Here is a 19,505-nt window from a genome sequence, read left to right on the forward strand (position 1 = left end):
GGGTTGCAGCGGTACTCAAAGTGACAGGATTAAACATCCTGAGGGCAACTGCGTTCAGAAATCGCCTCAAAAGGGTAAAAAGGGGAGGTGAGGGGGCAAACACCCTTAAATTTGCCCTTCATAAGGTTGTCAAAGAGCGCATTTTACATCTACCAGACTCGATTCATCAATTTGTAAGGATATTTTTGTCCCGGAACAATCTTTTCAACTTTTCCTCACAAAATATGGCTTGAGACTTTTTGCGAGTGCATCATTCTTGAAGGCAGGGCGGAGCCGGAAACCGTACAGGAATTGGAAGCTCTGAGGGCCATTCGTATACTGGATACGGTAATTGACTGCATAAGATATCGTTTTGTAAAAAGAAAAATGGATCAGGATGATTATCAGAAAACCCTGCTGCAGGCCCTGAGGGTTCGCAGCCGTCTGGGGGTGGCGGATGATGCCCTGCCACCTGTACCGGAGCCTGTCCGGCCTGAAAATCTGCATGGATCTTCCAGGCTGAGTGCAGGAGTACAGGTCTCTGATGGTAAAACAGCAGCAATTCTCACCTACCGGCCTGCCTTTACGGATCTTACGGATCCGGATTACCCTGAAAGTGATGGTATCCGTATTGTATTTGGTGAAACCTCCCTTCGTATTGGACCTGAGGGTGAAGGCGTTCAGCTGGAAAGCTTTGATGCCATAGATATCATGTCCCTGTCTCCGAGGGATCGTTTTTTTACTCCCCTTTCCTGGGCGGCAGGTATCGGGCTGGAAGGTGTTCCGGGGGAAGCCAGGGGAAGGCTTCTCAGGATTTCCGGGGGAGCGGGATTTGCCTGGGGAGGAGGCCAGTATGGGCTTTCTTATTTTATGGCTCTGCCCCGTTTTTTTGCCGGTTCCGGGCTGGATGACGGATATTCTCTGGGAGGGGTTGTGCGGGCCGGGTGGATTTTCAGGCTCTTTGAGCACAGCAAATGGCAGGCCTTTGCTGAAGGCGGCGGCTTTGGGGCAGGACATCAGAGTTATGCTGCGGCCGCAGGGCTGGAGGGAAGTGTGCGGCTGGGACGCAACTGGCATCTCGGATTTGAGACCATGCATGAAGAGCGCTGGGGGCAGTCCGGTTTTAGAACACAGATGGCTTTGCACTGGTTTCACTGATTTTTCAATAGCTTTTTAAAAAATATACTCTGCACGGTCATTTTTAAGACACGGCCCCTTATTGAAACATCTGCAGTGTTGATAAGTACTGTTCCAATTGTCTGATTTTACATGAATGGCGTTTGGAGCATATAGTGAAAAACAAGAGAGGAAAGCCAAATGGGAAAATAAAAAATCGAAATTTCTGCGGGCCACAGGAACAATTTTACGCAAAGGGCTTAAAAAACGGAAGGCAGAAATGTTTAGATAATGTTATTAAGGTCGAGGGCTTGGGGGAGGAGAGTTTGCGAACCCTTACATTTTCAAGTAAAATATTTTTTTAAATGCAGGAGTAATTGCCATGATCTTGACTGCCGTTATCGAAAGGGATGAATTTGGCTATTTTGCCCAAATTCCTGAATTAAAAGGATGCGTTACACAAGGTAATACTTACGAAGAAGTGCTTTTGAATATTCAGGAGGCTGCTGAATTATATATGGAAAGCCTTAAAACGGAAGAATTACATGCACTTCAAAAGCGCAAGGTAATTATATCCCCCATAGAAGTGGCTATCCATGCCTGAATATCCAAGGCTTACCGCAAAAGAAGCAGAGAAGCTACTTCTCCGTAGTGGGTTTATTTTAGATCGTCAAAAAGGCAGCCATCGGATTTACATCAACAAAACTTTTCGAATGGTTTTGCCCTGTCACACTGGAGAAATACTACACCCAAAAATCATTAAACAGCTTTTTGATGTCATTCAAGAAGCTGAGAATAAAACCTGATCCGATTACCACTGTCTTTCAGCCATCGTAGGGGCAGGCCTTCAAGCCTGCCCGTATTAAAAGTCCGCACCATGGACCTGATAATAAACTGATCGGAAAGCCGTGGCTGAGTCAGGGTGGTAAACAGAAAACCCATTCCCGGTGATCCAGCTTATTCAAACTTTTCCGGATTCCTGTAGGATGCTGCCTTTTCACAATAGTGTTTTGCAGACTCCCGGATTACTTCAATGATATCTTCTCCAAAGTTTTTGACAACTTTTGCAGGCATACCCGCAATGAGGCTGAAGGGGGGAACAATGGTGTTTTCAAGCACCACAGCACCTGCGGCTACTATGCTGCCCCTGCCGATGACAGCACCGTTCATTACAACAGCGCCCATACCTATGAGACAGTCATCTTCCACGGTGCAGCCGTGGAGTATGGCCCTGTGACCGGCAGTGATGTTTTTGCCGAGGGTCAGCGGAAAACCTGGATCGGCATGGAGCATGCAAAGATCCTGGATGTTGGTGTTCTCATCAATCCGGATGGGGGCGGTATCTCCCCGGATTACGGCAGAAAACCATAGAGAGCTGCCTGCTGCCATGTGAACATCACCTATGACAGTCGCGTTTGGTGCAATAAAAACAGTCTCTGCTAAACTAGGGCTTTCAGTTTCAAAACGGTAGATTACCATACTTGACTCCTTTTTTATTCAATTTCATTGTGCGGTGCCGTATATTATGGTTTGACCTTACAACAGATCATGGTTTATAAGTTTAAACAAGAAAATATTATTCCTGTCCCGCATATGATCAAGAACTTCCCTGTTACACCATTGTATTTTTCTGCAACTTCAGCAAAGCGAGGAAAACCATGGAGCCAAAGCCTGTATCCCGTATCAATCTCCGGGAATTCAAAGCCATCAGCCATGCCATTTCCACCTATGAAGATCTGACGGTTCTCAACCATCATCTGGTGGAAGGTATATGTAAGGCCTTCAATATTAAAGCCTGCAGTATTTTTCTTTATGATGACAGGGAAAATCAGCTTTTCCGTGTTACCAGTTATGGACTGAGTGAAGAGTATTTAAGTAAGGGTCCCATTATTGTGGATGATAATAAAAACAGGGAAGCCCTTTCCGGAGAGGTGGTTTTTTATCAGGATATCAAAAATGATGACCGTGTTCTTTACCCGGAGGAAGCCATTTCAGAAGGTATCATGTCCATGCTGTCCGTTCCCATAAAATACCATGAACACACTTTGGGGCTTTTGAAAATGTACCACAGTGATCCATGGATTCTCCATGAAGATGATCAGGATTCTTTCTGTGTTCTTGCGGCCCATCTGGGCCTGCGCATAGAACATACAGGGCTAAGAAATTTCTTTGAAATGGTGAAGGCAGCTGCGGGCAGTCTGCCCCTTCGTATGATGCAGGGTCTGGCTCTATGAAAAAAGGCGGTCGGATTGTTACTGATACCACAGGTTTTTTTGAGATAACATCCGGAGACATCATTGAGATAGGTGGCCGTAAATTCCGGGTAACGGGTAACGAAATGGAGCGTCGGTTTGGTGTGGAAGATCCCAAATACTGGGTGAAGCGCGTCATAGAAGATGCCACCGGCGACCGGAAAATAATCAAGCTTTCTTTTCTTGAAACCTTTAATACAAAAATTGGTGGCGTTCCCATACGCTGTTACCGTGACCCGGATAAGGAAGGTGATATTCTGGATCTTGTCCGCGGCAGGGATGATTTTATGCAGGGTGAAGTGTATCGGGATTCCATGGGGAATAATATTCGAATTCTGGATATTGTCCGGGGTGCGAATTTTTATGTGGCCATGGGTGATTATTTTCAGATCCCCCACAAGGTATATTATGAAAAAATAATGCCCGGCCTTCTGGCGAAACTCCTTGATGCCTTCCGGTCCATCCGTTTTTTGCATATCAATGGTTTCCGGCATGGTGATATCCGAAATGACCATCTCATGATAGAAAATCGTACAGGCAATTATGTCTGGATTGATTTTGATTATGAATACGATGCTCCGGAAAACCCCTTCAGTCTGGATCTTTTTGGTCTGGGGAATCTTCTGATCTACACTGTGGGTAAAGGCTTCCATGAGTTGTACATGATCCGCCATGAAAGAGAGCTCTACGGAGATTTCTTTGATCAGATTGTGGAAGAGGATATGTCCCTTCTGGATGCCAGCCGTTTTATAAATCTTCGCAAGCTTTATCCCTATCTGCCCCGTATGCTGAATGACATCCTCCTGCATTTTTCCAGGGGGACGGATGTATACTATGAATTCATTGATGAAATTATTGAGGACCTTGAGGGGTTTCTCCGTTCCCTGTAGGAGGTGAAGTGTGATCAATTCCATTCTGATTCCTGTAGCGGATGCGGCCAGTTCCCGGGCCGTGGTGGAATATATAGCAGGGCTTGCCCTTTCTCCGGAAAAAACAAAAATTACCCTCCTTTATGTAAACAGAACGCCATCGGGCAGTGAAGAGCTGATGGGTTACCGTTTTGTTGCATCGCTTCCTGAAAGGGGGGATAAAGCTGTCCAGTGGTCAAGGGATACCCTTGTGGCAGGTGGTATGGACCCTGACAATATTTATGCGGATATCATATCCGGTCCCTTTGCCACTGTTGCAGAGGGTATTATGTCTTATTTTAAAAAGGCACCCCATAACATGGTTGTCATTGGCCGGAAAAAGATGAGCAAGGCGGAAGAATTTGTGTTGGGTGATGTGAGTATGAAGCTGGTCCGGGCTTTGGAAGAGACGGCTGTTATGGTGGTCAAAATTAACTGATTTTTTATGAATTATTCTGTACTGTTTTTTCACGGGCATCCCTAAAGGGTGCCCGTGCCCTCAGGATCAGCTTTTTCGGGTGTCCCCGGGCTGATACTGGCAGAGGGGTTCTTCGGCCATGAAATCACCAGTTGCTTCATAGGCCCTGGCCCGACATCCACCGCATACGGCCCTGTACTCACAGGGACCGCATTTTCCCGTGAGCTGATCATAGTCCCTTAACCGTAAAAGGGTAGGGGATTTCTGCCAGATATCCACAAAAGAGCTTTCCTTCACATTGCCGCAGGGTGTTTCCAGAAAACCGCAGGGCTGAACTTCGCCCACATGGGAGACAAAGCAGAAGCCGATTCCGCCAAGGCATCCTCTGGTCATGGCATCCAGTCCATGGGTGGCAGGGGAAATGGTCTTTCCTTCCGCCTTTGCCCTCTGGCGGAGAATCCTGTAGTAGTGGGGAGCACAGGTGGCTTTGAGCTGTAAGGGCACCTTGTCCCGCTGATCATAAAACCAGTTTAAGGTTTCTTCGTACTGAACCGCATCAATGGCTGTCTCTTCAATCTCCTTGCCACGACCTGTGGGCACCAGAAGAAAAATATGATGGGCCGCAGCACCCAGGGAAACCGCAAGATCCAGAATTTTAGGAATCTCTTCCAGATTCTTTTTGGTGATTGTAGTGTTGATCTGAAACTCAATGCCTGCTGCCTTTGCGTTGGCAACTCCCTGCATGGCACCTTCAAAGGCACCGGGCATGGCACGGAAAGCATCATGCACCTCCTTTGTGGCACCGTCCAGGCTGATGGAAATGCGTTTGATACCTGCATCTGCCATGCGTTCTGCATTTTCAGGTGTTACAAGGGTTCCATTGGGAGCCATGGTCATGCGCAGCCCGAGATCCGTACCATGCTTTGCTATATCAAAGATATCCTTACGCAGAAGGGGTTCACCGCCGGTAAGAATGACAATAACCTCTCCCAGTTTGCGGATATCCCCCATAAGCCTGAAGGCTTCCTCGGTGCTGAGTTCTCCGGGATAGGGTTCGTTTCTGGCTGCAGCACGACAGTGGATGCAGTTCAGATTGCAGCTTCGGGTGGTTTCCCATGCCACAAGGCGCAGGGTATCCCGTTTGCCGGAAGTGGTTCCGGGGTGGCTGTTATTTGCGTGCATACTTATCCTTCCTTATAAAAAATCAGCCCCTGAGTTTGCGTGCTGCTTCCATGGCAAAGTAGGTGAGGATGATATCCGCACCGGCCCTGCGAATGGATAAAAGGGTTTCCATCATGGCAGCATCGCCGTCAATCCAGCCCTTTTCAGCAGCAGCCTTGATCATGGCATATTCACCGGAGACATTGTAGGCGGCCACGGGAAGATCCAGTTCATCCCTCAGGCGGGTAATAATATCCAGATAGGCAAGGGCAGGTTTCACCATGATGATGTCTGCACCTTCTTCCACATCCATGGAGGCTTCCCGCATGGCTTCCCTGCTGTTGGCAGGATCCATCTGATAGGTTCTCCGGTCACCGAATTCCGGAGCATTGCCTGCGGCCTCCCGGAATGGGCCATAAAAGGCGGAGGCATATTTTACGGCATAGCTCATGATGGCAACATCCGTATAACCTTCCTGATCAAGACCTTCACGGATTTCAGCCACGCGGCCGTCCATCATGTCCGAAGGGGCTACCATCTGGGCACCGGCACTGGCATGGCTGACGGCGGTGCGGGCCAAAAGATCCAGGGTGGCATCGTTGTCTATGCGCCCCTTTTCCACAATGCCGCAATGTCCGTGGTCCGTGAACTGACAAAGACATACGTCCGTAATAACCAGCATTTCCGGTACGGCATCGCGAACGGCCTTAATGGCCTGCTGGACGATGCCGTCTTTTTTATAGGCCTGGGTGGCTAAAGGATCTTTTTTCTCGGTAACACCGAATAGAATTACTGCGGGAATACCTAAGTCCCAGGCTTCCTTTGCTTTTTTTTTGATATTGTCACAGGAAAGCTGGGCTTGTCCCGGAAGGGCGTTTATGGGGTTTGCCACGCCTTTGCCGGGTACGGCAAAGAGGGGGAGTACCAGATTGTTCACGCTTAAACTTGTTTCACGTACCATGCTGCGGATAACTGGGCTCTGGCGAAGGCGTCGTGGCCGGGAATCTGGAAAAAGCATGGATATCTCCTTGCTGATGGGTTCGGAAAATTTCTGTTCTGAAGGAAGAAAAGGGCCGCCTCCATGGAGAACGGCCGGATTTTTTCTCTGAAATTATCAGTGATATTTTTTTATATGTATTTTCAGCCTAAATACTCTGGCTGATTTCCTCATCCGTAAGATAACAGGCCGGATCCGGAGCCCATACATCATCGGTTAAGGCTTCGGCACGTACCCGGAAGTTGCCACCGCAGATATCCAGCCACTTACAGGTGGCACAGCGCCCTGTAACAAAATCTTTTTTGTGTTTTAGCTGGGCGAGAAGCTGGTCTTCGGGTTGGGACCAGATCTGCGAAAAGGGGGTTTTTCTGATATTCCCGAAGCTGTGGTGACGCCAGAACTGATCTGCGTGTACTTCACCGTCCCAGGAAACGCAGCCGATACCCCGGCCGGAAGAGTTGCCTTCGTTCATTTTCAAAAGTTCCATGACCTCTTCAGCCCTTGCCGGGTCTTCCTGTAAAAGACGCAGGTAAATGTAAGGGCCGTCGGCATGGTTATCTACGGTCAGCACTTCCTTGGGCTTGCCCCTTTCGTGCAGATCCCGTGTCCGGTCCAGAATAAGGTCCAGGGCCTTGCGGGTTTCTTCGTGGGAAAGATCATCTTCCACCAGCTTTGAGCCCCGGCCTGCATAGACCAGATGATAAAAGCAGACCCTTGGGATTTCCATTTTTTCCATGAGATCAAATATGCCGGGTATCTCGGCAACGTTCTGCTTGTTCATGGTAAAGCGCAGTCCCACCTTGATGCCAGCCTCCTGACAGTTACGGATGCCGTCAAGGGCTGCCTGAAAAGCGCCTTTAACTCCCCTGAAGTGGTCGTTGACGGCTTCCATGCCATCCAGACTGATGCCCACATAGGAAAGGCCCACTTCCTTTAAGCGTTTTGCTTTTTCTTTTGTGATCAGGGTACCGTTGGTGGAAATAACCGCCCGCATACCCTGGGAAACGGCATATTCCGCCAGCTCCGGAAGGTCTTTGCGCATCAGGGGTTCTCCGCCGGAAAAGAGCATAACCGGAGAACCAAAGGCTGCAAGATCCCTGATGAGGGCTTTTCCCTCATCAGTGCTCAGCTCATTGGCAAAGGCCTCATCCTTGGCATGGGCATAGCAATGTACGCATTTGAGGTTACAGCGCCGGGTCATGTTCCAGACCACAACGGGTTTTTTATCTTCGGAAAACTGCAGAAGGTGGGAGGGAAGGGAGCCGGAGTGGCGTCCGTAGCGTAAAGCATCCGAAGGTTCGACTGTGCCGCAGTAAAGTTTGGATATACCTATCATAAGATCACCTGTTGGGGGAGATGGCAGGGAATGGAAGTATTCCTTCATTGAATAAAAGGCTTGTGAGGCCTGTACATGAAAGTGGATCACCGGTTGTTTCGGTCTCCGGAATCCATATTCCGTTTATATAAACAACCACTCTGCTTTATACCCTTTCCGGCTTTTTCCGGCAAGTATAAGAAAATCCATATGCTGAATCTGTGTGTAAGGATTGTTTCAGAAAGCTGCACGCTGTGCCGCATAGTCTGTTCTTGACAGGAATCTCTGAACCTGAGAAATAAACTTATATAAAAAGAATTTCTTATTGTCGGATAAAGGTGGGAAACTGATTTATTTAACGGTCAGTTTTTCATTTTTACCTTTGTTTTATTAACCATAAGGACCAGGGAGTGATTGACCATGGAAGAAAAAAACCTTGATAAGATTGAGCCAGATGGAGAGGTGAGTCCCATTGATACGGACTACCAGGTGGGGCAGGATAATGTCTTTATAAAAATAGGGCGTTTTGGTTTTGATATTCATAATCCTGTTTTTGGGACAGCTGCTCTTATAACTATTCTTTTTGTTGCCGTTACTCTGATCTTTCAGGCGCAGGCGGAACCGGTTTTCAGCAGTATCCGTGGCTGGCTGACATCCAATCTTTCATGGTTTTTTATTTCTGCGGGCAATGTTTTTGTACTCGTCTGCCTTGGGCTTATAGTATCCCCTCTTGGCCGTGTCCGCCTTGGCGGAACAGAGGCTGTGCCGGAATTTTCCTATCCCGGCTGGTTTTCCATGCTTTTTGCTGCAGGGATGGGTATAGGTCTCATGTTTTATTGTGTGTCTGAGCCCCTTGCCCATTACAGCACTGCCTATGGTGGCATAATTATGGATGGTGGTGTTCGTACGGACTGGGCACCCCTTGGAGGTGCTGTTGGTGATTCCCTTGCTGCGGAGCGCCTGGGTATGGCGGCGACCATTTTCCACTGGGGGCTGCACCCCTGGGCCATTTATTCTGTACTGGCGCTGGGGCTTGCCCTTTTTGCCTTTAATAAAGGTTTGCCGCTGACCATCCGGTCCATTTTTTATCCTCTGCTGGGTGAGCGTGTTTGGGGCTGGCCGGGACATGTCATTGATATAGTAGCTATTATAGCCACGTTGTTTGGTCTTGCGACCTCCCTTGGTATTGGTGCCTCCCAGGCCGCAGCCGGTCTTGACTACCTTTTTAAACTGCCATCGGGAGTGACAACTCAGGTGCTGCTGGTCATTGCCATTACCATAGTGGCACTGATATCTGTGATTGCCGGTCTTACTGCAGGAGTACAGAGGCTTTCAAAAATTAATATGATACTGGCGGCTTTTCTGCTTCTTTTTGTGCTTGTGGTGGGGCCCACCATGGCCATTGTCACCGGTTTCTTTGCAAACCTTGGTGCCTACCTTCAGCACCTGCCTGCTTTGGCCAACCCCATTGGTCGTGCGGACAGCAATTTTGCCGAAGGCTGGACTTCCTTTTACTGGGCATGGTGGATTTCTTGGTCTCCCTTTGTGGGCATGTTCATTGCCCGTGTTTCAAGGGGCCGCACAGTGCGGGAATTTCTGATTTCCGTACTTCTGATTCCTTCGGCGGCCTGTGTACTCTGGATGACGGTTTTCGGCAGCACAGCCATCCGTCAGTTTGTTAAAGACGGTTACACGGCAGCAGCTGAAGCTGTTTTACCCCTGCAGCTTTTTGCCATGCTGGATGCATTGCCCCTGGCACAGCTTACCTCCTTTGTAGCCATTATTCTGGTGATAGTGTTTTTTGTTACTTCATCGGATTCCGGCTCTCTTGTGATTGATACCATTTCCGCAGGAGGTAAAGTCCAGTCTCCTACGCCTCAGCGGGTTTTCTGGTGCACCTTTGAAGGTCTGGTGGCCATTGCTCTGCTTGTTGGCGGTGGTCTTGTGGCTTTGCAGGCCATGGCCGTTTCAACGGGTTTTCCTTTCACGATAATTCTGCTGGTGGGCTGCTGGTCTCTGATCAAGGGGCTTTCCACGGAGCCGCGTCCTAAAAAGCAGGCTGCCGGGGCTTAAGCAAAAAAATGAGTAAACAGGGGATGAAATATTCCCCTGTCCATACATTAAAAATGTCACAGCCTGAATTGCATGCGGGGTGGAAGGGATTGCTTTATGGAAGTTGAGCTGATGGATATTTCTGAACATCTGCGTCGTTTTGAACCCTTTGCCGAGCTGCCCGAAGAGGTGGTGCATGGAATTTCAGCCAGGGTGGATGTCCGTTATTTCAAGGCAGGCAGCACCATCCTTACTTCAGGTGAAAGTATTCATGAAATATACTTCATCCGTAGTGGGGCTGTTGAAGTTTACCGCAGGAACGGCAGCCTTTATAATCGTCTGGAAGAAGGATCTGTTTTTGGCCACCTGAGTCTTCTTATGCACAATCGTGTACGTTTTCCAGCAAAGGCTCTGGAAGATACCCTTCTTTATATTATTCCCGAAGATATTTTTAACGAGCTTTGTGATCAGCATGATTCCTTTGCCGATTTTGTGGAAATTGGGGGTAAAACCCGCCTGAGTCAGGCCGTATCCCGTGCCCAGCAGATGAATGATGTGATGCGTACCCGGATTCAGAAACTTCTTACCCGGGAGATTGTCAGCATTGATGCCGCAGCCAGTGTGTATGACGCAGCTCGTAAAATGACAGAAGAAGGGGTTTCATGTCTGCTGATTACCCATGGCCCTAATGACAGCATTTCTGCCATTGCTGGCATTGTCACAGACCGGGATCTGCGTACACGTTTTATTGCCGGGGGACTGCCTATGGAGACGCCGGTTTCTGTTATCATGTCCAGCGATCTGATTACTCTGGAAGCACAGGAATATGTTTTTGAGGCTATGCTCTGCATGCTGCGCTACAATATTCATCATCTTCCGGTAATGCGGAACAAAAGATGTATTGGCATGATATCCATTTCAGATCTGCTGCGCTATGAGTCCCAGAACAGTCTGCTGGTGGTGGCCCGTATTCTGAGGGCTCAGGATATGGACGAGCTGATTCGTATGAAAAGTGAAATTGATTCCAGTTTTATCCGGATGGTGAATGAGGGGGCCAACTCGCATATGGTGGGCAGTGCCATGAGTGTTTTTGGCCGCAGCATCAAGCAGCGTCTCATGGAGCTGGCACAGGAGCAGCTGGGACCATCTCCGGTGCCTTGTTGTCTTATGGCTATGGGTTCCATGGCCAGAGATGAGCTACTTCCCGGTGGTGATCAGGACAATGCCCTGATTCTTGATGATTCCTATGATGAAGTATTGCATGACACTTACTTTAAACAGCTTGCCAGCTTTGTCTGTGATGGTCTGGCGGCCTGCGGTTATAGCTATTGCACCGGTGGGATAATGGCCACGGAAAAAAAATGGCGTCAGCCCCTGTCCATATGGCGTCAGTATTTTCACCAGTGGATTGAAAAACCGACCAACGAGTCCCTGCTGCACAGTTCTATCTTTTTTGATCTGGACGGTGTCTGGGGGGAGGTACAATGGGTGGAGGAACTCAAGGAACAGCTTGCTCGCAAGGCAAAAAACAGCCCGAAATTTCTTTCTTATCTGGCAAGAAATTCCCTGAACCGGACACCGCCCCTTGGGTTCTTTAAGGATTTTGTCCTTGAAGAAGATGGAAAATATAAAAATTCCATGGATCTGAAACGCCGGGGGTCTGCCCCGCTTGTGGCATTGATACGGGTTTATGCCCTGGCCATCGGCTCCACGGCCCAGAATTCCTTTGAACGGCTGGAGCATATCCGTGACTCAGGCCTTCTTCCAGCGGGGCACACCCATACCCTGCATGATGCGCTGGAGTTCATTTCCATGGTTCGTCTCCGCAATCATGCCCACCTTCTGCAGGAGGGACAGGAGGTTAATAATAAGGTTAACCCGGAAGACTTAAGCCAGTTTGACAGGCGGAATCTGAAAGAGGCATTTCAGGTTTTAAGCAATGCCCAGAAGTTTATAAAATTCCGTTACTGAAAGGCCAGTCTGTTCAGGCCTTTTTAAAGGATTAAAGTATTGCATGTTTTCCCGGTAAAAAAAACAGCTTCAGAAAATAGACCGGACTGGCAGAAGCTCTTTGTCAGCAGGGCTGCAGAGGCCCAAAGCCCTCTTCTCCAGTATTATTATGGTGGGGGGGTAGTGGATGGAGATACGCCCTTGGGCGAGCTTTCTTTACTGGCACTGGACGTAGAAACCACGGGGCTGCATCCGGGGAAGGATGCCATCGTCAGTATAGGAGCTGTCCCCTTTACTCTGGAGAGAATTTTCAGCAGCCGTTCACGCTACTGGGTTGTCAATCCCGGTCGGCCCCTGACAAGGGAGTCCATAGTTATCCATGGGATTACCCATTCTCAGATTTTAAACAGTCCTGATATTATTGACATTGTGCCTGATCTGCTGGCTGTTATGGCAGGCTCTGTGATTGTGGTACACTGCAGGCAGGTGGAGCGTCTTTTCCTTGATGCTGCTTTGCGAAAAGCCATTAATGAAGGTATTTCTTTTCCGGTGATTGATACAATGGATATTGAGGCCCGATATTTCAGAAGGGGTTTTCGTTACCGGTTTTCTCAGTTTTTTGGTTTGAACAGAGGCTCCATCCGCCTTGCGGACAGCCGTACCCGCTATCATCTTCCCCAGTACAGGCCCCATCACGCCCTTACCGACGCCCTCGCAACTGCAGAGCTGTTCCAGGCCCAGGTGGCCTGGCGTTTTGATCCGCTGATGCCCGTGAAAGAAATCTGGTTATAAGTTATATAAAATGGCAAGAATCTGATGCTGTTTTTAATGGGACCAGCCTCTGGGGGCTGTGCGCAGAAGGGCCATGAAGTCGGTAAAGTTTTTGATATGAAGACTTTTTTCAAGCATGGTTTCATTGCGGAATATGCCTGCGATTTCCGATGCAATGGCCAGTTGGGCACCGGCATCGGAAAGGGGGGTAAGTATCAGAAAAATGACATGGGCCAGCTTGTCGTCCGGTGCATCGAAGTCAATGCCGTTTTTGGATATTCCCACAACAATTACCGCCTGTTTCAGGCCTTCAATGCGGGCATGGGGCAGGGCAAGCCCCTTGCCGATACCCGTACTCAAGGAGAGCTCCCGTTCCCACACTGCGGCTTCTATCAGGTTTTTCTCCAGACCCATGGTCCGGCATGGAGACTCAAGCATTTCGCCGATGGCTTCTCTGGGACTTGTTGCTTCCAGCCGATGGATAAAATATCTGGAAGCCAGCATATCTGCCACACTGAGGTTCTGGCGGTAGCGGAGGATGATACGGATCATGGGACCGCTTATCATCGATGTTGTCATGGCCATAATGACAAGGGCTACGAAAAGTTTTTCCTCAATAATACCTGCATCCATGGCCAGCAGGCCGACGATGATACCCATGGCTCCTACGGACACCATGGAAAAACCGACAGCCCAGGCTTCCCTAAGGGGCATTTTCCCCCATCTTGCACCAAAGAATGCACTGCTGACTTTGCATATGATTGCAAGGCCTGTGATTGTAAAAACCAGTTTGAAGTCAAAGTTCAGGATAAAATTGACCTTAAGACCGATGCTGGCAAAAAAAACAGGGGCAAAAATGTAAGAAACAAAATGGTCGATGGTAAAGCGGGTCCGTTCCCGGAGGTGAGCTGAATCTCCCAGAGCAGCTCCCACAAGGAAGGCACCGAACATGGCATGGATACCGATCCATTCACAAAGTGCCGCTCCAAGCAGGGCAAGGATAATGGCAAAGCTCAGTTCTCCACCGGGCCATTTGGTATAGGCCTGAACAAAGGGTAAGGCCTTGTGGATGGCTTGACGACCCAGTGTCAGCATCATAGCCGTAAAGGTAAGGGTCATGGCTATGGTTATAATGACAGGCATACCGTGGGTGCTGTTACCACCGATAAGGCCCAGTATCATGGCAAAGATCATCCAGCCCACAAGGTCGTTGAAAATGGCAGCACTGACCACCACCATTCCAAGATCACTGCGGTATAGATCCATATCCATGAGGGTTTTGGCGATGATTGGAAGTGCGGAAATAGATATGCCAATGGCCAGAAAAAGGGCGAAAATCAGAGGCGATGCATGGGCCTGTTTTCCCATGAAACCAGGGAAAAACCATGCAAAGGCAAATCCCATGGCAAAGGGTAGAAAAATACTGGTGAGTCCGACTTTAAAACCTTTGTTTCCCTGTTTCCATATGGTGGAAAGATCCACCTCAATGCCTGCGACCATGAGAAAGAGGATTATGGCAAGGGTGGCTATGGTATCCAGTGCAATGGCATTGGGACCTGTCAGGGGAAATAGGAAAAGGTTGAGTTCCGGGGCAAGGCTTCCCAGTATGGTTGGCCCCAGCAGCACACCGGCAAGCAGTTCCCCCAGTACGGCAGGCTGGCGGAAGCGTTGTGCCAGTTCACCGAGAATACGGGCTGCGGCAAGAAGGACACCCAGAGAAAGCAGCATAACCAGAATATTGTGGGGAGAAAGGGTTTCCATGGCAGCTCTTTACTTATCCTGTTGTTTTTGGTTTGTAACTGTTATGCACCATTTCCGCCTGGGGATGAGGGATGATAATATCCGCCAGGCTATGATGGGAGAGTAAATTTTGATACGGGCAGGTGCAATGCCTGATCCTGCGAAGGGTTTTTAAGGTTCTGTTTTATTGGGGCACCCTTTAAGAGCGTAAAGCAGGCAAGCAAAAAATCTGGTCATGCAATTTTCCTGATTTAAGGTTCGCATGGCTGACAGATCGTGGTAATGGAAAAAACATAGTATATTTTTTTCCGGAAGGGAATGGATTGTTTTGGTGTTTTGCAGCATGGACGTGTGTATCTTGATTCTATTAACAGGTTTTATCCAAGACTTTTGACAAGTCCGAGGCGTATACCGAATCCCACAAGAATACCGCCGCTTATGCCTTCCATCCATCGGGTGAAAGCTGGTTTTTTGAGGCAGTGGCGTATCCGGTGAAGGCCGTGGGCCACCATGCAGAGCCAGATAAGGGCCATGATGAAATGCAGACCTGCAAGGAAGAACGATTTCAGAAGAACTGAGTCACCAGCCTGAATAAACTGCGGAAGAAAAGCAAGATAGAATACAGCCGTTTTCGGATTCAGTACATTGGATATAAAGCCTTCCTGAAAGGCTTTATAAACAGATTTTCTTTGGGTTTTTTCGCAGGAAAAATCAAGGCTGCTTAATTCTTCTGCTGGTTTTGTGGCAGATTTGAGACTTTTAAGACCCAGCCATATGAGGTAAAGGGCACCGAGTATTTTTACAAAGGAAAAAACCGTTGCAGAGTGCATGAGGATAAGGGATATGCCGCAGGCGGAAAGGGCAGCATGGACAAACAGCCCGGAACAGACACCAAGGGATGTGATGCTTCCCTGCTGCTGACCGCCCTTCAGGGTATTTCTGATTACAAGGAAAGTGTCGGCACCCGGAGCAAGGGTGAGTATGAGCATGGCAGAGAGAAAGGCAATGACAGATGCGTCGAACATGGAAGCTCCATGGGGAAAGGGTCCGAATGACTGAAAGATCTCCCTTTTCAGCCGTAATGGCTCTGTATTTTCAATACGCCCTGCAATCGGCTTTGTCCAGGCTCTTTTGCTGGGTGATCTCAGGTCATTGTTTTAAGATATTCTTTGGTCATGTTTTGGTTCTGTTGTATTTATGGTAAATTCGTGTAGTTCCTTCCCCACATCTTTTGTTATATTTTAGATTTTTACCCATATCATCCTTCGGAGGTGAGACTTTTTCAGGAGAAAGGTGGCTGATATGAAAAAAACAGGATATCTCTTTGGTTTCTGGATACTTCTGATATGCTGGCCGGATATGGTAAAGGCAAAGGATCTTTCCCTTACGGTTTTTGGTGGTCAGAGTACAAGAAATGTCTGGGAAGAATTTTTTATTTCTCCCTTTGACCTTGATTTTGCAGACTCAAGGATTGCAGCACTTGCGCTGTCCTATACCTTTGCCCGCATACCGGACTGGCATCTTTCCTTTGAAGTGGAAGGGCAGATTGTCCGTCACTGGGGAATACAGAATCACTGGGAAAGCAACTTGCCGGTGGTAGTTCGCCGCCATCGCATGCCCTGGAGTCATGAGTTCCGTAGTACTGCCGCCTTTGGTGTGGGACCTTCATGGTCCAGTGATACGCCTCCTCTGGAAGTGGAAACCCGCGAGGACAGCCAGCCGGTTCTTTTTCACTGGTTTATGGAGCTGACAGCAGGTCCGCTGGAGGCACCATGGATGTTCACGGTACGCCTGCATCATCGATCCAAAGGATATGGCATGCTGGCGGATAAGGGAGGGCTGGATACCCTTGTCGGGGGTATCCGGTGGGATTTTTAGCTGTATTTATGCGGTTTTTTGAAAGGATGTTTTTCTGATGAAGTCCTGTCTTACGGATTATGGAATGATTTTTTTTGCAGGTATTCTTTATGCTGTTGCACTGAAATATTTTGTTCTTCCTTCCCAGGTTATTCTCACGGGCAGCGAAGGTATTGCTTCTGCCCTTTCCTATTATTTTGACAGTTACTGGCTTTTCATTATTCTCTACCTTGTTTTTCAGTCATTTTTGCTGATTTTTGCCTTCTTTAAGGTGAGCCGGACCTTTGCCATGCGCACTTTGATTGTGGTTCTAACGGTGGTTTGTTTCCTTGCACTTATGCCGGAGTTAGAGGTTGCCGATCCTGAGCCCCAGAGCGAGCGTATTATTCTGGTAATTTTTGGAGGGCTTCTTGCCGGTGTGGCAAAGGCCATGGCGTTTAAGAGGCGTGGCTCCACAGGGGATGAAGATATTCCTGCCGCTTATTTTGCCATGAAATATCTGAAGCCAGTAGGATATATAGCTATTTTTGCGGCCATGACATCTACGGCTTTCGGGCTTTTCATGGATTTTCTTAAATATGGGGAACTGGCTTCCGTCATCAATACCCTTATGTATACCTGTATTTATATTTTTGTTTCCACAACTACCCTGAACAATCTCTACCGGAAGTTTCAGCTGACCATGCTATCGGTTATTACCCATCAGAAGGATGCCGTAGGTGCAGCAATTAAGGCAACATCCAGTCATCGGACTTATACGATGCAGCAGGGTATAGGAGGATATACGGGTGAAACATTCTGGATGGTACGGACCATAATCACCCATGAAGAGTTGCCCCAGTTTCTTGCGGCGGTGGAAGAAGCTGATGCCAGGTGTTTCTACTATTTTGAAAACATAGAAGGTATATCAAAGGGTTATTATATTGCGCCCATTGGTTAAGCAGGAGGGTTTGTTGTCGATGGCTTTCAGCTTCATGGGAGAAAGCCGGTCCGGCTTTCTTTGGTGGAAATTACCAAAAGTCGCCGTAAAGCCCCTGGCTTTAGCCATGGGGAGGTTCAGATGCTATGATTATGCCGTTCCCAGAATCTCCAGGCACTTTTACCTGAGTTTTTAGCGTCATAGAGGGCAATATCCGCCCTTTTGAATAATTCACCGAAATTTTGGCTGTCATCCACATCTATGGCAAGACCTACGCTTACAGAAACTTCTGCATGGGGAAAATGAAGCACAATGGTTTCTTCAAAACCTGCCACGAGTTTTTCTGCGTACTGCTTTGCTGTTTCTGCTTTTTTTGTATCTGGAAGAATGATGGCAAATTCATCTCCGCCTAGACGGAACAGATTGTCTGAGGGAAAAATCTTCTGAAGCAGGGTTGAGAAGGCAATCAGTATTCTATCCCCTTCATCGTGCCCAAAGTTATCGTTAACTTCCTTGAAGTTATCCAGATCTGCGAGTAAGAGTGCCGTGCTTCGCTGACAGGGTGTTTTTCTCATAAAGTCCTGAAGACTGCGCCTGTTGTTCAGTCCGGTAAGATGATCCGTGTTGGCATCTATGAGAAGCCGGTTTTTATGGCTGTGTTCAAGGGTGATATCAATAAAAAGGTAGATGTAGCCTGCCGGGATACCAAAAATATCCAGAAGCGGTTCATTATGAATTTTGAGGACCGCATCCTGTGAAAGCAGCAGCGTGTTTTCTTCTTCCTGTTCAATTATCCATTTTTTGCTTCGTGTGAATTTACGGCTTTCATCGATGAATGAATCTATCCTCCTTCCTTCCAGATCACTTTGCTCTAATGAAAATAGACCCATAAATTTTTGATTGATAAGGGTAATCTTTCTGTCCCTGTCGGCCACCATGACAGCAAAGGGCAGGCTCTCCATCAGAATTTTCAATTCAATCTTAAGGTTCTGCAGATCTGTAATGTCACGGGCTAAGCCTACCGTGCCGAGAACCTCTCCATCTTTGTCAAAAATGGGTGATTTGTAAGTTTTGAACTTACGCAGCTCATCCTGGCATTTTACGGTTTCATCAAAAAGACAGGTTTCTTTTTTATTAAGGACAATTTCTTCGGATTCCAGGCATACATATTCACCCTGGGCGTACTCTTCGGGTTCTATGTCCCAGATGTAGTAATGGCCACGGTCCTGAATCTGTTCCTTTGTTTTGTTCACTGCCCTGCAGAAGCTGTTGTTGACTTTAAGATGGGAACCCTCTGCATCTTTAAACCAGATCATGTCAGGCAGGCTGTCGATAAGAGTATCAAGGTATCTCTGGGTGAGGGCCGCATCTTCGTTTTCTTTGATGCGTATGAGGATTTTTATGAAGGAAGCACGTATTTTTTCCTCTTCAAAGGGTCTGATCCAGACCTGATCCAGAAGATTGTGAACTTCTGCCAGTGTGCTGAGGTTTTCCATGGTGAAACAGGCAATCAGCAAGGCATCTTTGTTTTTTACAGCATGTGTCTTTTTTATGAAGTCGCTGTCACTGGTGAAGGAATCAAGGATGATAATGGAACAGTCCTTCAATAAAGATACATCGGGATGGGGCTGGCAGATGATCTGATGTGAAAACCGTTCCAACGGATTAATATCTTTCAGGAGGTTTTCAAGTTGCGGCTCCTGAGCCACAATGAAAATTTTCAGCATGCGTTGATACATGTTCAGCTCCTGTGTTTTGGGTATCCATCCTGACTCGGTATATCGTTATATAATGCCATGTTTTTTTCTTTTATGAAAGGAATTCCGGAGATTTGGAAGCTGTCCTGGTGAGGATACTGCCCCATGGCATGGCCATGAGAATCTCAAACAGACGTTGGTTTAATTTGCTGGCATGTGATCCCATTGGATCAAAAAATGTATTACAGAATTCTGACCTTTCCTGTGAAGTGACAGGTATGATTCGAAGAATTATCTAAGAATATTGAAGGCTGTCATTTTGCCGCTGGCTTGAGAGATTATCCCCATTGCCAAACAAAATAATCTGGCGTAT

At 47.9% G+C, this 19,505-nt stretch carries 19 protein-coding genes; 12 read left to right on the plus strand and 7 right to left on the minus strand.

What is annotated here, in order from left to right:
* The 4 genes from FIM25_RS17320 to FIM25_RS10640 all read left to right on the plus strand — a co-directional run.
* Positions 1 to 233: hypothetical protein (locus FIM25_RS17320; RefSeq protein WP_218961381.1), on the plus strand; the 233-nt coding region annotated here is incomplete at its 5' end.
* A 58-nt stretch (positions 234 to 291) separates the two neighbouring features.
* Positions 292 to 1,137 carry a DUF7840 domain-containing protein gene (locus tag FIM25_RS10630; protein ID WP_139449078.1) on the plus strand — a complete coding sequence of 282 codons (846 nt, stop codon included), beginning with the start codon at positions 292 to 294 and terminating at the stop codon, positions 1,135 to 1,137.
* Between the two features lie 340 nt (positions 1,138 to 1,477).
* Positions 1,478 to 1,699 carry a type II toxin-antitoxin system HicB family antitoxin gene (locus FIM25_RS10635; protein WP_139449081.1) on the plus strand — a complete coding sequence of 74 codons (222 nt, stop codon included), beginning with the start codon at positions 1,478 to 1,480 and terminating at the stop codon, positions 1,697 to 1,699.
* Entirely contained in the window at positions 1,692 to 1,901 is a 210-nt protein-coding gene (locus FIM25_RS10640) for a type II toxin-antitoxin system HicA family toxin (RefSeq protein WP_139449083.1), read from the plus strand. Before FIM25_RS10635 ends, FIM25_RS10640 begins: the two co-directional genes overlap by 8 nt.
* Before the next feature lie 151 nt (positions 1,902 to 2,052).
* On the opposite strand, the gene FIM25_RS10645 is transcribed toward FIM25_RS10640, so the two are convergent.
* The gene (locus FIM25_RS10645; RefSeq protein ID WP_139449085.1) at positions 2,053 to 2,574 is read right to left on the minus strand and encodes a gamma carbonic anhydrase family protein; all 522 of its coding nucleotides are present in this window, start codon (positions 2,572 to 2,574) and stop codon (positions 2,053 to 2,055) included.
* 179 nt (positions 2,575 to 2,753) lie between these two features.
* On the opposite strand from FIM25_RS10645, the gene FIM25_RS10650 reads away from it, so the two are divergent.
* Genes FIM25_RS10650 through FIM25_RS10660 form a run of 3 tightly spaced genes read left to right on the plus strand, consistent with a single transcriptional unit; the run spans position 2,754 to position 4,694 of the window.
* Complete coding sequence (locus tag FIM25_RS10650; protein ID WP_139449087.1) at positions 2,754 to 3,329, plus strand: GAF domain-containing protein; 576 nt, start codon at positions 2,754 to 2,756, stop codon at positions 3,327 to 3,329.
* The gene (locus tag FIM25_RS10655; protein WP_139449090.1) at positions 3,326 to 4,237 is read left to right on the plus strand and encodes a protein kinase; all 912 of its coding nucleotides are present in this window, start codon (positions 3,326 to 3,328) and stop codon (positions 4,235 to 4,237) included. Before FIM25_RS10650 ends, FIM25_RS10655 begins: the two co-directional genes overlap by 4 nt.
* 10 nt (positions 4,238 to 4,247) lie before the next feature.
* The gene (locus tag FIM25_RS10660; RefSeq protein ID WP_139449092.1) at positions 4,248 to 4,694 is read left to right on the plus strand and encodes a universal stress protein; all 447 of its coding nucleotides are present in this window, start codon (positions 4,248 to 4,250) and stop codon (positions 4,692 to 4,694) included.
* 66 nt (positions 4,695 to 4,760) lie between these two features.
* Here the strand turns inward: FIM25_RS10660 and ahbD are convergent, their stop codons facing one another.
* The 3 genes from ahbD to ahbC form a co-directional block, all read right to left on the minus strand.
* Positions 4,761 to 5,855 (minus strand): heme b synthase, encoded by a 1,095-nt coding sequence (gene ahbD / locus FIM25_RS10665; protein ID WP_139449094.1) that lies wholly within the window; start codon positions 5,853 to 5,855, stop codon positions 4,761 to 4,763.
* A gap of 22 nt (positions 5,856 to 5,877) precedes the next feature.
* The gene (gene hemB, locus FIM25_RS10670; protein ID WP_139449096.1) at positions 5,878 to 6,852 is read right to left on the minus strand and encodes a porphobilinogen synthase; all 975 of its coding nucleotides are present in this window, start codon (positions 6,850 to 6,852) and stop codon (positions 5,878 to 5,880) included.
* A gap of 127 nt (positions 6,853 to 6,979) precedes the next feature.
* Complete coding sequence (gene ahbC / locus FIM25_RS10675) at positions 6,980 to 8,167, minus strand: 12,18-didecarboxysiroheme deacetylase (RefSeq protein WP_139449098.1); 1,188 nt, start codon at positions 8,165 to 8,167, stop codon at positions 6,980 to 6,982.
* A 399-nt stretch (positions 8,168 to 8,566) separates the two neighbouring features.
* Here ahbC and FIM25_RS10680 point away from each other — a divergent pair, with 399 nt between their 5' ends.
* The 3 genes from FIM25_RS10680 to FIM25_RS10690 all read left to right on the plus strand — a co-directional run bounded on the left by FIM25_RS10680 (position 8,567) and on the right by FIM25_RS10690 (position 12,940).
* Entirely contained in the window at positions 8,567 to 10,219 is a 1,653-nt protein-coding gene (locus tag FIM25_RS10680) for a BCCT family transporter (RefSeq protein WP_139449100.1), read from the plus strand.
* A 96-nt stretch (positions 10,220 to 10,315) separates the two neighbouring features.
* Positions 10,316 to 12,169: a putative nucleotidyltransferase substrate binding domain-containing protein gene (locus FIM25_RS10685; protein WP_139449102.1), complete on the plus strand. Its 1,854-nt coding sequence runs from the start codon at positions 10,316 to 10,318 to the stop codon at positions 12,167 to 12,169.
* 39 nt (positions 12,170 to 12,208) lie between these two features.
* A complete protein-coding gene (locus FIM25_RS10690) occupies positions 12,209 to 12,940 on the plus strand; it encodes a 3'-5' exonuclease (RefSeq protein WP_139449104.1) in 732 nt (243 codons plus the stop codon).
* A gap of 33 nt (positions 12,941 to 12,973) precedes the next feature.
* Here FIM25_RS10690 and FIM25_RS10695 read toward each other — a convergent pair whose 3' ends face one another.
* Both FIM25_RS10695 and FIM25_RS10700 read right to left on the minus strand, forming a co-directional pair.
* Positions 12,974 to 14,680, minus strand: coding sequence for a cation:proton antiporter domain-containing protein (locus tag FIM25_RS10695; RefSeq protein ID WP_139449106.1), 1,707 nt, complete (start codon positions 14,678 to 14,680; stop codon positions 12,974 to 12,976).
* 356 nt (positions 14,681 to 15,036) lie between these two features.
* Entirely contained in the window at positions 15,037 to 15,684 is a 648-nt protein-coding gene (locus tag FIM25_RS10700) for a LysE family translocator (RefSeq protein ID WP_139449108.1), read from the minus strand.
* Between the two features lie 277 nt (positions 15,685 to 15,961).
* On the opposite strand from FIM25_RS10700, the gene FIM25_RS10705 reads away from it, so the two are divergent.
* Positions 15,962 to 16,537 carry a hypothetical protein gene (locus FIM25_RS10705; protein WP_139449110.1) on the plus strand — a complete coding sequence of 192 codons (576 nt, stop codon included), beginning with the start codon at positions 15,962 to 15,964 and terminating at the stop codon, positions 16,535 to 16,537.
* A 37-nt stretch (positions 16,538 to 16,574) separates the two neighbouring features.
* Positions 16,575 to 17,456, plus strand: a complete 882-nt coding sequence (locus tag FIM25_RS10710) for a YitT family protein (protein WP_139449112.1) — start codon at positions 16,575 to 16,577, stop codon at positions 17,454 to 17,456.
* 116 nt (positions 17,457 to 17,572) lie between these two features.
* On the opposite strand, the gene FIM25_RS10715 is transcribed toward FIM25_RS10710, so the two are convergent.
* Positions 17,573 to 19,174 carry a sensor domain-containing diguanylate cyclase gene (locus FIM25_RS10715; RefSeq protein WP_139449114.1) on the minus strand — a complete coding sequence of 534 codons (1,602 nt, stop codon included), beginning with the start codon at positions 19,172 to 19,174 and terminating at the stop codon, positions 17,573 to 17,575.
* Between the last annotated feature and the right edge of the window lie 331 nt (positions 19,175 to 19,505).

The sequence above is a fragment of the Desulfobotulus mexicanus genome, assembly GCF_006175995.1.
Classification (GTDB): Bacteria; Desulfobacterota; Desulfobacteria; order Desulfobacterales; family ASO4-4; genus Desulfobotulus; species Desulfobotulus mexicanus.